Source organism: Massilia cavernae (genome assembly GCF_003590855.1).
Lineage (GTDB): Bacteria > Pseudomonadota > Gammaproteobacteria > Burkholderiales > Burkholderiaceae_D > Telluria_A > Telluria_A cavernae.
The window spans coordinates 50,398-64,229 of sequence record NZ_QYUP01000089.1 but is presented as its reverse complement, the minus strand read 5'-3'; the positions used below and the strand labels follow the sequence as shown (position 1 = coordinate 64,229).

General features: G+C 67.4%; 14 protein-coding genes and 1 pseudogene. 11 read left to right on the top strand and 4 right to left on the bottom strand.

Annotated elements, in window-relative coordinates:
• The 10 genes and pseudogenes from D3872_RS09440 to D3872_RS09395 all read left to right on the top strand — a co-directional run.
• A partial coding sequence (locus D3872_RS09440; protein ID WP_502567407.1) for an acetyl-CoA C-acetyltransferase occupies nucleotides 1-439 on the top strand: 439 nt, incomplete at its 5' end.
• A 35-nt stretch (nucleotides 440-474) separates the two neighbouring features.
• A complete protein-coding gene (locus D3872_RS09435) occupies nucleotides 475-1,350 on the top strand; it encodes an SDR family oxidoreductase (protein WP_119810524.1) in 876 nt (291 codons plus the stop codon).
• A gap of 119 nt (nucleotides 1,351-1,469) precedes the next feature.
• Nucleotides 1,470-2,672: an acetyl-CoA C-acyltransferase gene (locus tag D3872_RS09430; RefSeq protein WP_119810523.1), complete on the top strand. Its 1,203-nt coding sequence runs from the start codon at nucleotides 1,470-1,472 to the stop codon at nucleotides 2,670-2,672.
• A 73-nt stretch (nucleotides 2,673-2,745) separates the two neighbouring features.
• Nucleotides 2,746-3,903, top strand: coding sequence for a helix-turn-helix transcriptional regulator (locus tag D3872_RS09425; protein ID WP_119810533.1), 1,158 nt, complete (start codon nucleotides 2,746-2,748; stop codon nucleotides 3,901-3,903).
• 109 nt (nucleotides 3,904-4,012) lie between these two features.
• Nucleotides 4,013-6,130 carry an oxidoreductase gene (locus D3872_RS09420; RefSeq protein ID WP_119810522.1) on the top strand — a complete coding sequence of 706 codons (2,118 nt, stop codon included), beginning with the start codon at nucleotides 4,013-4,015 and terminating at the stop codon, nucleotides 6,128-6,130.
• Nucleotides 6,131-6,186: 56 nt separating this feature from the next.
• On the top strand, nucleotides 6,187-6,960 hold the full coding sequence (locus tag D3872_RS09415; protein ID WP_119810521.1) for an SDR family NAD(P)-dependent oxidoreductase: 774 nt from the start codon (nucleotides 6,187-6,189) through the stop codon (nucleotides 6,958-6,960).
• A 33-nt stretch (nucleotides 6,961-6,993) separates the two neighbouring features.
• Entirely contained in the window at nucleotides 6,994-8,388 is a 1,395-nt protein-coding gene (locus D3872_RS09410) for a coniferyl aldehyde dehydrogenase (protein ID WP_119810532.1), read from the top strand.
• 113 nt (nucleotides 8,389-8,501) lie between these two features.
• Nucleotides 8,502-8,792, top strand: coding sequence for a nucleotidyltransferase family protein (locus D3872_RS09405; RefSeq protein WP_119810520.1), 291 nt, complete (start codon nucleotides 8,502-8,504; stop codon nucleotides 8,790-8,792).
• The gene (locus D3872_RS09400) at nucleotides 8,789-9,145 is read left to right on the top strand and encodes a HepT-like ribonuclease domain-containing protein (protein ID WP_119810519.1); all 357 of its coding nucleotides are present in this window, start codon (nucleotides 8,789-8,791) and stop codon (nucleotides 9,143-9,145) included. The genes D3872_RS09405 and D3872_RS09400 overlap by 4 nt, the downstream gene beginning before the upstream one ends.
• 111 nt (nucleotides 9,146-9,256) lie before the next feature.
• A pseudogene (locus D3872_RS09395) lies at nucleotides 9,257-9,616 on the top strand (YkvA family protein); the annotation flags it as partial.
• Here D3872_RS09395 and coaD read toward each other — a convergent pair.
• A complete protein-coding gene (coaD, locus tag D3872_RS09390) occupies nucleotides 9,602-10,090 on the bottom strand; it encodes a pantetheine-phosphate adenylyltransferase (RefSeq protein ID WP_119810517.1) in 489 nt (162 codons plus the stop codon). The pseudogene D3872_RS09395 and the gene coaD overlap by 15 nt on opposite strands.
• A 9-nt stretch (nucleotides 10,091-10,099) precedes the next feature.
• On the bottom strand, nucleotides 10,100-10,909 hold the full coding sequence (locus tag D3872_RS09385; RefSeq protein ID WP_119810531.1) for an enoyl-CoA hydratase: 810 nt from the start codon (nucleotides 10,907-10,909) through the stop codon (nucleotides 10,100-10,102).
• A gap of 150 nt (nucleotides 10,910-11,059) precedes the next feature.
• Here D3872_RS09385 and D3872_RS09380 point away from each other — a divergent pair, with 150 nt between their 5' ends.
• The gene (locus D3872_RS09380) at nucleotides 11,060-11,827 is read left to right on the top strand and encodes an SDR family oxidoreductase (RefSeq protein ID WP_119810530.1); all 768 of its coding nucleotides are present in this window, start codon (nucleotides 11,060-11,062) and stop codon (nucleotides 11,825-11,827) included.
• Between the two features lie 49 nt (nucleotides 11,828-11,876).
• On the opposite strand, the gene dmpG is transcribed toward D3872_RS09380, so the two are convergent.
• The gene (gene dmpG / locus D3872_RS09375; RefSeq protein ID WP_119810516.1) at nucleotides 11,877-12,899 is read right to left on the bottom strand and encodes a 4-hydroxy-2-oxovalerate aldolase; all 1,023 of its coding nucleotides are present in this window, start codon (nucleotides 12,897-12,899) and stop codon (nucleotides 11,877-11,879) included.
• A gap of 16 nt (nucleotides 12,900-12,915) precedes the next feature.
• Nucleotides 12,916-13,830, bottom strand: a complete 915-nt coding sequence (locus D3872_RS09370) for an acetaldehyde dehydrogenase (acetylating) (RefSeq protein ID WP_220476911.1) — start codon at nucleotides 13,828-13,830, stop codon at nucleotides 12,916-12,918.
• Between the last annotated feature and the right edge of the window lie 2 nt (nucleotides 13,831-13,832).

Below are 13,832 nucleotides of genomic sequence, written 5' to 3'. Positions count from 1 at the left end.
TTCCACCTGCGACGCGGCGGCGGCCGTGCTGGTGGTGTCGGAGGCGGCGCTCAAGCGCTACGGGCTGACCCCGCGCGCGCGCATCCACCACCTCAGCGTGGCCGGCGACGACCCAATCTGGCACCTGACCGCGCCGATCGCCGCCACCCGGCGCGCGCTGGCCAGGGCCGGCATGGACCTCGGCCAGATCGACCTGGTCGAGATCAACGAAGCGTTCGCGTCGGTGGTGATGGCCTGGCTGAAGGAAACCGGCTACCCGCACGAACGCACCAATGTCAACGGCGGCGCCATCGCGCTCGGCCATCCGCTGGGCGCTTCCGGCGCGAAGCTGATGACGACGCTCTTGCACGAACTCGAACGCACCGGCGGGCGCTACGGGCTGCAAACCATGTGCGAGGGCGGCGGCCTGGCCAACGTCACCATCATCGAACGCCTCTAGGCGTCCGGGTCAACAATCCATCATCAGGAGAAGAAATGGGTATCTGCGATCAACGGGTCGTCATCATCACCGGCGCCGGCGGCGGCCTTGGCCGCGCCTACGCGCTCGCCTTCGGGGCCGAGGGCGCCAGCGTGCTGGTCAACGACGTACGGCCGGCGGCCGCCGAGGCGGTGGCGGCCGAGGTTACGGCCGCCGGCGGCCGGGCCATCGCCAACGGCGACGACATCACCAGCACGGTGGGCGCGCAGCGCATCCTCGACGCCGCGCTGGCCGCCTTCGGCGCGGTGCATGTGCTGGTCAACAACGCCGGCATCCTGCGCGACCGCATGTTCCTGTCGCTGACGGAAGACGACTGGGACGAGGTCATGCGGGTCCACCTGAAGGGGCACTTCTGCCTGGCCGGGGTGCTGGGCCGCCATTGGCGCGCTGAGGCGAAGGCCGGGCGGGCGCCGCAGGCGGCCATCATCAACACCAGTTCCGGCGCCGGCCTGCAAGGTTCGATCGGCCAGTCCAACTACGCCGCCGCCAAGGCCGGCATCGCCGCGCTGACCCTGGTGCAGGCGGCCGAAATGGCGCGCTACGACATCACCGTCAACTGCCTGGCACCGGCCGCGCGCACGCTGATGACGGAAAGCGCGATGCCCGACATGGTGAAAGCACCGGAATCCGGCTTCGACGCATGGGATCCGATGAACGTGGCCCCGCTGGTGGTGTGGCTGGGCAGCACGCTCGGGCGCGGCGTCAGCGGGCGCTGTTTCGAGGCCAAGGGCGGCGAACTGTCGCTGGCCGACGGCTGGCGCACCGGCACCGTGCGCGACAAGGGCGCGCGCTGGGATCCGGCCGAACTGGGCCCGGTGATCGACCAGCTGATCGCCGCGGCGCCGGCGCCGCAAGCAGTCTACGGCAGCTAGCCGGGCATCGTCCGACAAGACGATGCCGCACGCAAGGGCCCTCCTGATAATGGGATGAACGATGGCCGCCGCGGCGATCCGCCGGCGGCCCTTTTCCACTTCCACCGAGAGCCCATATCATGCAAGAAGCCGTCATCGTTTCCACCGCCCGCACGCCGATCGGCAAGGCCTTCCGCGGCGCCTTCAACGACACCGAAGCGCCGGTGCTGGGCGGGCATGTGATCCGCGCCGCGCTCGACAAGGCCGGAGTCGACGGCGCCGACGTCGATGACGTCATCCTCGGCATCGCCGCCCAGCAGGGCAGCCAGGGCTATAACCTGGGGCGCCTGTGCACCTACACCGCCGGCTTGCCGGAGTCGGTCGGCGGCATGACGATCGACCGCATGTGCGCCTCCGGCCTGGTCAGCATCGCCACCGCCGCCAAGGGCATCATGCACGGCGAATACAATATCGCGGTCGGTGGCGGCCTCGAATCGATCTCGCTGGTGCAGAACAAGCACAAGAACAGCTACCGGTCGCAGTCGCAGGCGGTGCTGGCGGCGGCGCCGGCGGCCTACATCCAGATGATCGAAACCGCCGAGATCGTGTCGCAGCGCTACGGCATCTCGCGCGCCGAACAGGACGCATATTCGTTCCAGAGCCAGCAGCGCACTGCGGCCGCCCAGCAGGCCGGCCTGTTCGGCGAGGAAATCGTGGCGCTGCCCAGCGTGCGCCAGTTGTTCGACAAGGAAGGGCAGCCGGCCGGCAGCGAAAACATGACCCTGCTCCAGGACGAGGGCAACCGCCCTGGCACCACGCTCGAGAGCCTTGCTGCACTGAAACCGGTGTGGAAGGACGGCAAGTGGGTGCGGGAGGGGCAGTTCATCACCGCCGGCAACGCCTCGCAATTGTCTGACGGCGCCTCGGCCTCGGTACTGATGAGCCGCGCCGAAGCCGCGCGGCGTGGCCTGCGTCCGCTGGGCGCCTACCGCGGCCTGGCCGTGGCCGGCTGCGGCGCCGAGGAAATGGGCATCGGGCCGGTGCTGGCCATCCCCAAGCTGCTCAAGCGGCACGGCATGACGGTGGCCGATATTGGCCTGTGGGAAATCAACGAAGCCTTCGCCTGCCAGGTGCTGTACAGCGCCCAACAGCTCGGCATTCCGGCCGAGCGCCTGAACGTCAACGGCGGCGCAATCGCCATCGGCCATCCGTTCGGCATGTCGGGCGCGCGGCTGGTCGGCCATGCGCTGCTCGAAGGGCGCCGGCGCGGCGTGCGCCACGTGGTGGTCAGCATGTGCATCGGCGGCGGCATGGGCGCCGCGGCGCTGTTCGAGCTGGAGTGATGGGGGGCGCCGACGGCGCCGACGGTGCTTGCGGGGAGGCGGTCGAATGCCTATACTTACTTGTAAGATGGAAATGAACCAAGACAATCCTTTGCCCGTACCGCCTCAGCTGTCGATCGAGTGCTTCAGCCACCTGGTGGGGGCGATCTACGACACCGCGCAGGATGCCGACAGCTGGTCGGCCTGCCTCGAACAGCTGCGCCGCAAGTTCGCCGGCAACTACTGCTCGCTGATCGTGCGGCGCGCCTCCGCCGCCGACATGGGCTACGTCATTTCCGCCTCGGGCGACCTGCGGGTGCTGTCGCGCCACCATCCGACGGTCGGGCTCAGCCCGTTTTCCAGCATGCGCCCGGAACGCGTGGTCACCACCAGCGACCTGCTCTCGCCGGACGAATGGCGCGCATCGCTGTACTACCGCGACTGGTGCGAACCGCACGGCATATTCCACGTGATGGCGGTCGATATCGACCTGCCCGGACTCGGCATCTACGGCTTGCGCATCACCCGCCCGCCCGAAGCGCCGGCGTTTTCGGCTGCCGACCGCAGCCTGTGCGAGTACCTGATCCCGCACCTGCGGCGCGCGCTTTCGCTGTATGCGGCGATCAACCATGACCGCCAGGTCGATTCGATGTACCGCCACGCGATGGGGCAGCTGATGGTGGGCGTCTTCGTGCTCGACGAGAACGGCGTCATCCTCGAACGCAACGCGATGGCCAACGACATCATCGCACGAGGCGACGGCATCACGATCTCGTCGAACAAGCTGTGCGCTTCCTACCCGGCGGACAACCGTAAGCTGTACCAGATGATCCAGAAAGTGCTCAGCCAGGGAGAGCCGGGCAAGACCTCGATGGTCGAGGCGATGTCGCTCAGCCGGCCGTCCGGCCGCGTCGCCTGGGGTGTGGTGGCGCAGGCGATCCACTCGACCGAATGGACCGAGGGCAAGCGCCGTCCCAGCGTCGCCGTGTTCATGCGCGATGCCGAAAGCCGCTCGGAACCGCCGGCCCGGCTGGCCCAGCAACTGTTCCAGCTGACCCCGGCCGAAACCGCGCTGGCGATCCAGCTGGCCAACGGGCTGTCGCTCGACGAAGCGTCGGAAGCGCTGAATATCCGCCGCAACACCGCACGCGCGCACCTGCGTTCGATCTTTTCCAAGACCGGGGTCAGGCGCCAGACCGAGCTGGTTCGCATCTTCCTCAACAGCGTGGCGCTGCTCGGCAACCAGCCCTAGGCCGCCGTGCTGCGCGCTCCCTGCGCGCCCCGGCGTCCTGCAAACGGACGATGCGGCACTGCCGCGGCGCGGCCATCATGGGCCACAACCAATCGAACCGGAGGCGCACTTGGGCAATCCCTATCAAGCACTGTTCCAACCGGGCCGCATCGGCACGCTCGAGATCCGCAACCGGATCATGATGGCGCCGATGGGCTCCAACTTCGCCGAGGAAGACGGTAGTTGCGGCGAGCGTATCCAGGCCTTCTACGAAGCGCGCGCCAAGGGCGGCGCCGGCCTGCTGACGATGGGCTCCTGCGCCATCGCCTACCCGCACGGCACCGCCGAGCCGTTCCAGGTCGGCGTCTCGCGCGACGATTTCATTCCCGGCCTGGCCGGCATTGCCGAGCGCGTGCACCGGCACGGCGCCAAGATCGCGATGCAGCTTCAGCATGCGGGCAAGACCGCCGCGCGCGACGCCGCCGAAGGGCGCGAGGTGTGGGTGCCGTCGCTGCCGCCGTCGTTCAAGACGGATATCATGGCCGCAATCACCAACGAGGAACTGGCCAGCTTCGTGCGCCCGCGCGGCGTGCCGAAACTGCGCGTGATGGAGCAGGCCGATATCGACCAGATGGTCGAGTTCTTCGCCGCCGCCGCCGCGCGCGCGCAGCAGGCCGGTTTCGACGCCGTCGAGCTGCATGCGGCACATACTTATATCCTGGCCGGCTTCCTGTCGCCGTACTACAACCGGCGCGAGGACGGCTACGGCGGTCCGATCGAGAACCGCGCGCGCCTGCTGCGCGAAGTGATCGCGGCGGTCAAGGCACGCACCGGCGCTGGCTTCCCGGTATGGGTGCGGCTCGATGGCGAGGAGCTGCGCACCCCGGGCGGCATCACGCTGGCCGATGCGGTGGCCACCGCGCGCATCGCGGTCGACGCCGGCGCCGACGCGATCAGCATGTCGGCCTACGCCATGATCGACACCGGCACCGCGTTCACCGAGGCGCCGCTGCCGCAGGCGCCGGACGCCTTCGTTGGCTATGCGCGCGCGGTGCGCGCGGCGGTCGATGTGCCGGTGATTGCGGCCGGGCGCATCGAGGCGGAAAGCGCCGCCGCGCACATCGCGCAGGGCGACTTCGACTACGTGACGATGGCGCGCAAGCTGCTGGCCGACCCCGACATTCCGATCAAGCTGGAGCAGAACAGGCCGCAGGACATCCGCCCCTGCATCTACTGCTATGCCTGCGTCAGCCAGATTTTCATCAACCAGCGCGTCAAGTGCGCGGTCAATGCCCTGACCGGACACGAATCCGAGGCCGCCATCGAGCCGGCCGCCGCGCCGCGCCACGTGCTGGTGGTCGGCGCCGGCCCGGCCGGCATGGAGGCGGCGCGCGTAGCGGCGCTGCGCGGGCACCGGGTCACCCTGGTCGAACGCAGTTCCCGGATGGGCGGCACGCTGTTCTTCGCCGGCCTGGCCTATCCGGAAAACGGCCGCCTGCTCGACTACCTGGTGAACCAGGTGAAGCAGTCGGCAATCGAGGTCTGCCTGTCGACGGCGGCCACGCCCGAACTGGTGGCGCGCCTGAAGCCCGACGCGATCGTGGTGGCCAGCGGCGCGCGCCGCGCGGCGCCCGCCATTGAAGGAGCCGGCCAGAAGCACGTGTGGAGCGGCGACGAACTGCGCCGACTGATGACCGGCGACGACGCCGACGCCATCGCCAAGGCCAAGCTCAGCCTCACCGAGCGCGCCATGTTCAAGGCCGGCGGCATGATCGGCGTGACCGACAGCGCAAGGGCCGTTCAAAGCCTGTCGAAGCTGTGGATGCCGATCGGCGCGCGGGTGGTGATCGTCGGCGGCGGCCTGGTCGGCCTCGAGCTGGCCGAGTTCCTGCTGGCGCGCGGACGCGCGGTGACGGTGCTCGAAGAAAGCGACAAGCCCGGGCGCGAACTGCCGATCGTGCGCCGCTGGCGCGTGCTGGAAGCGGTCGAAGGGCACGGCACCTTGCATCGCCAGGCCAAAGTCACGGCGATCACGGCAAAAGAGGTGGTGTGGCAGGACGCCGGCGGCGCCACCCGGCGCAGCGCCGCCGATTCGGTGGTGCTGGCGGTCGGCGCCGAAGCGGACGACAGCGTGACGCGCATGCTGGCCGGCTGCGGCGTGCCGCTGTACTCCGCGGGCGACTGCAACGGCATCGGCTACATCGAACAGGCCATGCACGAAGGGAATCGCGTTGGCCGGATGGTATGAACCGGGCGCGGCCCGGCATTCACGGAAACTGACTTTCAACGACAAGGACTGAACCAATGAAGCATGTACCCGCTCTGTTTTCCCTGGAAGGCCAGGTCGCCATCGTCACCGGCGCCGGCAAGGGCATTGGCCGCGCCTGCGCGCTGGCCTTGGCGCAGGCCGGCGCCGATGTCGCGCTGGCGGCGCGCACCGCGTCCGACCTCGAACAACTGGCCGAGGAAATCCGCGCGCTCGGCCGGCGCGCCATCGCCGTGCCTTGCGACGTCAACGATGAACAGGCGCTTGAGGTCCTGGTCCAGCGCACCGTCGCCGAACTGGGCAAAATCACACTGCTGGTCAACAATACCGGCGGCGGCGGCCCGACCAACCCGCGCACCGTGCGCGGCTCCGACTTCGGCTCGGTGCTGGCCTGGAACGTGGTGCCAGCCTACCTGCTGATCCAGAAAGTGGCAGGACCGATGCGCGAGGCCGGCGGCGGCGCCGTCGTCAATATCTCGTCGATGGCGGCGCGGCTGGCGCAAAAGAACTTCAGTGCCTATGGCGCCGCCAAGGCCGCGCTGAACCAGATGACGCGCAACCTGGCGCAGGACTACGCGCCTTACGTGCGCATCAACGCGATCGAGCCGGGCGCGATCCGTACCGACGCGCTGGCAGGCTACCTGACTCCGGAAATCGAAGCCGCGATGGTGCGCGCCACACCCATGGGTACGCTCGGCGAGGTTGAAGACATCGCCGCGGCGGTGGTGTATCTGGCCTCGCCCGCTGCGCGCTGGGTCACCGGCAAGATCCTGGGGGTCGACGGCGGCACCGAAGTGCCGGCCGGCGCCTGAACCAGCAAACAAAACAACTATATGGAGACCGCAATGCCACACCAGTCAATCCGCACACTGCTCGATGCACAGCGCGCCGCCTTCGCGGCCGAGGGCCCCGTCACCGCCGCCGTGCGCCGCGAGCGCCTGCAGCGCGTCATCGACCTGCTGGTCGAACATAACGACGCGCTGTGCGCGGCGATGGACGAGGACTTCGGCGGCCGGCCGCCCGTGTTCTCGATGATGAACGACATCCTCGGCTCGCTCGCCTCGCTAAAGCATGCGCGCGACCACCTGGAAGCATGGATGGCGCCCGAACCGCGCCCGAGCTTCGCCCCGTTCGACGCCTTCGGCGCGACCGCCTGGGTTCAATACCAGCCGAAGGGCGTGGTGGGCATCATCGGCACCTGGAATGCGCCGCTGTATACCCTGCTGTCGCCGCTGGCCAGTGTGCTGGCGGCGGGCAACCGCGCGGTGCTCAAGCCGTCCGAGATCGCCCCGCGTACCGGCGCCGTGCTGGCCGCCGCGGTGGCCGATTTCTTCGATCCGGCGGTGCTGGCCGTTGTCACTGGCGACGCCGCCGTGGCGGCGGAATTCAGCGCGCAGCCGTGGGCGCACCTGGTGTTTACCGGCTCGACCGGCGTCGGCAAGGCGGTGATGGCCGCTGCCGCCGCCAACCTGGTGCCGCTGACGCTGGAACTGGGCGGCAAGTCGCCGGTGCTGATCGGCCGTAGCGCCGACATCGGCAACGCCGCCGAACGCATCATCGTCGGCAAGTCCGGCAACGGCGGCCAGTTGTGCGTCTCGCCGGACGTGGTGTGGCTGCCGCATGAGCAGCTCGAGGCGTTCATCCGGGCCGCGCGCGCCTGCCACGAGGGAATGTTCCCCGATGCCACCGACGTGGTGGCGGTGGTCAACGAGCGCCATTACCAGCGCATTGCCGGCTACCTCGACGACGCGCGCGCGCGCGGCGCGCGCATCGAGACCGCCGGCACTGCCGACGGACGCCGGATGGCGCTGCACCTGGTGATCGATCCGCCTGCCGACAGCCTGATCGCCACCAACGAGATCTTTGGCCCGGCACTGGTCATCAACACCTTTACCCAGATCGGCGAGGCGCTGGATGCCGTGAATGCCGGACCCAACCCGCTGGCGTTGTACTACTTCGGCAGCGATGCGGCCGAACAGCAGCAGGTACTCGAACGCACCTTGTCGGGTGGTGTATCGATCAACGACGTCACGATGCATCCGGCGCTGGCCGATGCGCCGTTCGGCGGCGTCGGCGCTTCCGGCATGGGACACTACCACGGGCGCGAAGGCTTCCTCGCGTTCAGCCACGCGCGCAGCGTCTACCAGGCCGGCGGACACGACCCGCGCCGCGAATGGGGCATGCTGCCGCCGTACGGGGACCAGCTGCGCGCGATGATGCGCGCCGCCGTCACGCCCTGACGCTGCTGCGAACGGACGAGGAGGAACAGGGCATTGCAATTCTCGAGAATAGTTCTTGAAATGCTATTATTGATTGCATACCATCTCAACGAGTTTCGATAAGAAAGGGGTCTATGCGACCGTCCGTTGTGCTCGATATGAAGCGAAGCGCAGTGCGCGAAGCGACAGGCCGCTTCTGTGCGGCGAACCCGCGCGTCTTCGGATCGGTGCTGCACGGCACCGACCGGGACGGCAGCGACCTCGATCTGCTGGTCGATGCGCTGCCCGGCGCGACGCTGTTCGACCTGGGCGGTTTGCATGATGAGCTGGAATCGCTGCTTGGAATCCGCGTCGACTTGCTGACCCCGGCCGATCTGCCGCCGAAGTTCCGGGCCAAGGTACTTGCGGAGGCGCGGCCGGTATGAGCGAGAACCGCCTGCCCGATTACCTTGACCACATGCGGCAGGCGGCGACAGATGCATGTGGCTTCATGGAAGGGCTGGTCAAAGATGACTTCCTGAAGGACAAGCGAACCCAGCAGGCCGTCATCATGAGTCTCATCATCATCGGCGAGGCCGCGACGAAGGTGATGGATGTCTATGCTGAATTCACACAGGCCCATCCTGAGGTGCCTTGGCGCAGTATGCGCGGCATGCGAAACCGTATCGCGCACGGCTACTTCGACATCAACCTCGACGTGGTGTGGGACACCGTGCAAACGGCGCTGCCGGAGCTGCTCAAGCAGCTGTCCGCCGTACGCCAGGATGCCGACGATTAAGTCCGCAACGACGATAGGATAGAACCGTAATCGGCTACCGGATCGTCAATTTGGTGCACACATCGCGGTAGGGGTTCAGTCATGACAACGCGCCTGATCGATACCGCAAAACAGTGGGCGCGCACCATGAAGCGCGACGTGCACGCAGTATGGCTTGCTGCCCGCGATCCCCGCACGCCCTGGTTCGCCAAGGTACTCGCGCTGGCGGTCGCCGCCTACGCCGTTTCGCCCATCGACTTGATTCCTGACTTCATCCCGGTCATTGGCTATCTCGACGATCTTGTCATTGTGCCGCTCGGCATCCTTCTGGTCGTGCGCCTCATTCCGCCCGAGCTGATGGCCGAGCATCGAGAAGCCGCAGACAAGGCTTCCGAGCGGCCCGTCAGCCGGTTCGCTGCGGGCCTCATCATTGCTCTCTGGATTGCCTGCGCGGTTCTTGTGGCGCGCGTGTTCCTGTTACCCCTGCTTTGACGCCAGCTTCTGCAGCAGCCACTTCTCCACCGACGGGAAGACGAACTTCGAGACGTCGCCGCCCATGCTGGCGATTTCGCGCACCATCGTCCCGGAGATGAACTGGTACTGGTCCGACGGGGTCAGGAACATCGATTCGACATCCGGCATCAGGTAGCGGTTCATGCCGGCCATCTGGAATTCGAATTCGAAGTCGGACACGGCGCGCAAGCCGCGCACGATGATGCGGGCATCGTTGGCGCGCACGAAATCCTTGAGCAATCCTGAAAAGCTGGCCACCCGGACGTTCGGGAAGTGGCCCAGCACCTCGGTGGCGATGGCGACCCGCTCCTCGAGCGGGAACAGCGGGTTCTTGCTCTTGCTGTCGGCCACGCCGACCACCAGTTCGTCGAACAGGCGCGCGGCGCGCCGGACCAGGTCCTCATGGCCGCGGGTAAATGGATCGAAGGTACCCGGATAGACTGCGATAACCATGTGATGCTCCTAACGGCCCTGATAGGCGGGCTTGCGTTTGTCGATGAATGCCTGCATGCCTTCCTGCTGGTCATGGCTGGCGAATAATAACTGATTGGCCTTGCGCTCGAGCATGAGGGCGACGTCGAGCGGCGCATCCATGCCCGCCAGCACCACTTCCTTGATCTGCATGGCCGCCAGCGGCGGCATGGCGGCGATGGTGCGCGCCATCGCCAACGCTTCGTCCAGCACCTTGTCGTCCGGCACCACCAGGCTGACCAGGCCCATCTGGCTGGCTTCGGCGGCGCTGATCGGTTTTCCGGTGAGCAATATCCGCATGGCGTTGAACTTGCCCACCGCGCGCACCAGGCGCTGGGTGCCGCCGATGCCCGGCATGATGCCGATGCGAATCTCCGGCTGGGCGAAGCTGGCGTTTTCCCCGGCGATGATGATATCGCAATGCATGGCCAGTTCGTTGCCGCCGCCAAAGGCAAAGCCGCACACCGCCGCGATCACCGGTTTCGGGCAGCGCTCGAGCGGCGCCCATACGCGCTCGGTATGGCGCTGCATGATGTCGATCGGGCCGGCATCGACCATGCTCTTGATGTCGCCGCCGGCGGCGAACACCTTGGCGCCGCCGCTGAGGATGATGACGCGCACCGCCGGATCGGCGGACAGTTCGGTGAATGCGGCCGACAGCAGCGCCTGCAGGTTCAGGCTGAGGGCATTGGTGGCGTCGGGCCGGTTTAGCAAGACCAGGGCGACTCCCTCGTGCGGGCGTTCGACGACCAGTTCCGGCATGGCCGGTCCGGATGGGGCTTGCGCTGTTGCGCTGTGCATGATGGTTCCTCCTTCGCGCGCGGCGCGGTGCGCCAGCGTCATGCAGCGATCATCGGCGCTGGGAGCGGCGACGGCATCGTCCCTTTGGACGTATCCGTCGCCTCGGCGCGCTCCTACAGTAAGGTGACCATAACTACAGGGAACAATGACATGACCGAGTCCGACAATTTCAGCGGGCGCCTGGTGCTCGTCACCGGCGGCACCAAGGGCATCGGCCGCGCCATCGCCGAAGCCTTTCTCGCCGCCGGCGCACAGGTGATCGTCTGCGGGCGCACGGCGCCGGACAGCTTGCCTGCCGCCGGCAGGCGCAGCGCCAGTTTCATCGCCTGCGACGTCAAGGATAGCGACGCCGTCAAGGCCATGATGGGCACCATCGCCGAACGCCATGGCCGGCTCGACGTGCTGGTCAACAACGCCGGCGGCAGTCCGTCGGCCGACGCCGCGACCGCCTCGCCACGCTTCCACGACAGCATCATCCGCCTCAACCTGCTGGCGCCGTTCCAGCTGGCGCAGGAGGCCAATGCGATGATGCAGGCAGGGCAGGGCGGCGTCATCATCTTCATCGGCAGCGTCAGCGCGCTGCGGCCGTCGCCCGGCACCGCCGCCTACGGCGCCGCCAAGGCGGGCGTGCTGAGCCTGGTGACCTCGCTGGCGGTGGAATGGGCACCGAAGGTGAGGGTGGTGGCCGTCAGCCCCGGCCTGGTGCAGACCGAACAGTCGCACCTGCATTACGGCGACGCGGACGGTATCGCCGCCGTCGGCGCCACCATCCCGGCCGGCCGCATGGCGCAGCCTGCCGACATCGCCAACGCCTGCGTGTTCGTCGCCTCCGCGAAGGCAGCCTACATGAGCGGCAGCAACCTGCTGCTGCACGGCGGCGGCGAGAAACCGGCCTTCCTGGCCGCGGCCCAGCACTAAATTCCCTCCGCTTTGCGCGGCCGCCTGGCGGCCGCGCAAACCCCTTTCCTCAGCCCCGCGCCCGCGCCATCGTCAGCGCCGTGTCCTCGATCATGTCTTCCTGGCCGGCGACCATGCCGCGCCGTCCCAGCTCGACCAGGATGTCGCGCGCCGGCACCTTGTACTTGGCTGCGGCGCGCTTGGCGAATAGCAGGAAGGTCGAGTACACGCCGGCGTAGCCGAGGGTCAGCGCGTCGCGGTCGATCCGCACCATGTGGTCCATCATCGGCAGCACGATGTCTTCGGCCACGTCCATGATCTGGTAAAGATCGACTCCGGTCTCGATGCCCATCCGGTCGCAGACCGCGACCATCACTTCCAGCGGCGTATTGCCGGCGCCCGCGCCCAGGCCGTTGGTCGAGCCATCGATGCGGACCGCGCCGGCTTCCACCGCGGCCAGCGAATTGGCCACGCCCATCGCCATGTTGTGGTGGCCGTGGAAGCCGATCTGGGTCTCGGGCCGCAGCGCGGCGCGCAGCGCGGCGACGCGCTCGGTGACGCCGTCCGGCAGCAGGTAGCCGGCCGAATCGGTGACGTAGACGCACTGGGCGCCGTACGATTCCATCAGCAGCGCCTGCGCGGCGAGCCGCTCGGGACTGGTCATGTGGGCCATCATCAGGAAGCCGACCGTGTCCAGCCCCAGCTTGCGCGCCGCGATAATGTGCTGCTCGGAGACGTCCGCTTCGGTGCAGTGGGTCGCGACCCGCACCGTGTGCAGGCCGCAGTCAAACGCTTCCTTCAGGTCGTCGACGGTGCCGATGCCCGGCACCAGCAGCGCCGACACCTTGGTGTGCTTGAGGTGGGGGATCACCGCATTGAGATACTCGACATCGCTGTGGGCCGAAAAGCCGTAGTTGACCGAATTGCCGCCAAGGCCGTCGCCGTGGGTGATTTCGAGCAGCGGCATGCCGGCAGCGTCAAGCCCTTTGGCCACGGCCAGCATCTGGTCGATGGTGATCTGGTGACGCTTCGGATGCATGCCGTCGCGCAGCGTGTTGTCATGCAAAATGATCTTCTTGCCCTTGAGGTTCATCTGGATCTCCTTATGGTCAGGCCGCCACGCGTTCGAGCGTGAGCGTGCCGTTCAGCAGTTCTTCGGCGAACATCTCGGCGGTGCGGGCCGCGGCCGCCGTCATGATGTCCAGGTTGCCGGCGTATTTCGGCAGGTAGTCGCCCAGTCCTTCGACTTCGAGGAAGATTGAGACCCGGTTGCCGTCGAACACAGGGCCGTTCACCAGCTTGTAGCCGGGGACATACTTCTGCACTTCCTTGATCATGGCGTGGATCGAGGCGGTGATCGCTTCCTGGTCCGGAACGCCCTCGGTCAGGCAATGGACGGTGTCGCGCATGATGATCGGCGGTTCGGCCGGATTGAGCACGATGATCGCCTTGCTCTTCTTTGCGCCGCCGACCGCGCGGATCGCGCCGGCGGTGGTGCGGGTGAACTCGTCGATGTTCTTGCGGGTGCCTGGACCGGCCGAGCGCGACGAAGCAGTGGCGATGATCTCGCCATACGCCACCGGCTGCACGCGCGAGACCGCGGCCACCATCGGGATCGTGGCCTGGCCGCCGCAGGTCACCATGTTGACGTTCATCTGGCTGGTGCCGACCAGTTCCTTCAGGTTCACCGGCGGCACGCAGTACGGGCCGATGGCTGCCGGGGTCAGGTCGATCATCAGCACGCCCAGCTCATTGAGCTTGCGCGAGTTTTCCGCGTGGACGTAGGCGCTGGTGGCGTCGAATGCGATCTGCACGCCGTCGGCCAGCACGTGCGGAAGCAGTCCGTCGACCCCGTCGGCGGTGGTCTTGACGCCCATCGCGCGGGCGCGCGACAAGCCTTCCGAGGCCGGGTCGACGCCCACCATCCAGACCGGTTCGAGCACAGTGCTGCGTTGCAGCTTGTACAGCAGGTCGGTGCCGATGTTTCCGGGGCCGATCACGGCGCATTTAATTTTCTTCATGATTC

Coding starts and splice junctions, on each gene's coding strand:
- D3872_RS09415 (WP_119810521.1), top strand. CDS start 6,187: ATGAAGCATGTACCCGCTCTGTTTTCCCTGGAAGGCCAGGTCGCCATC.
- D3872_RS09410 (WP_119810532.1), top strand. CDS start 6,994: ATGCCACACCAGTCAATCCGCACACTGCTCGATGCACAGCGCGCCGCC.
- dmpG (WP_119810516.1), bottom strand. CDS start 12,899: ATGAACCTCAAGGGCAAGAAGATCATTTTGCATGACAACACGCTGCGC.
- D3872_RS09385 (WP_119810531.1), bottom strand. CDS start 10,909: ATGCACAGCGCAACAGCGCAAGCCCCATCCGGACCGGCCATGCCGGAA.
- D3872_RS09430 (WP_119810523.1), top strand. CDS start 1,470: ATGCAAGAAGCCGTCATCGTTTCCACCGCCCGCACGCCGATCGGCAAG.
- D3872_RS09435 (WP_119810524.1), top strand. CDS start 475: ATGGGTATCTGCGATCAACGGGTCGTCATCATCACCGGCGCCGGCGGC.
- coaD (WP_119810517.1), bottom strand. CDS start 10,090: ATGGTTATCGCAGTCTATCCGGGTACCTTCGATCCATTTACCCGCGGC.
- D3872_RS09425 (WP_119810533.1), top strand. CDS start 2,746: ATGAACCAAGACAATCCTTTGCCCGTACCGCCTCAGCTGTCGATCGAG.
- D3872_RS09380 (WP_119810530.1), top strand. CDS start 11,060: ATGACCGAGTCCGACAATTTCAGCGGGCGCCTGGTGCTCGTCACCGGC.
- D3872_RS09405 (WP_119810520.1), top strand. CDS start 8,502: ATGCGACCGTCCGTTGTGCTCGATATGAAGCGAAGCGCAGTGCGCGAA.
- D3872_RS09400 (WP_119810519.1), top strand. CDS start 8,789: ATGAGCGAGAACCGCCTGCCCGATTACCTTGACCACATGCGGCAGGCG.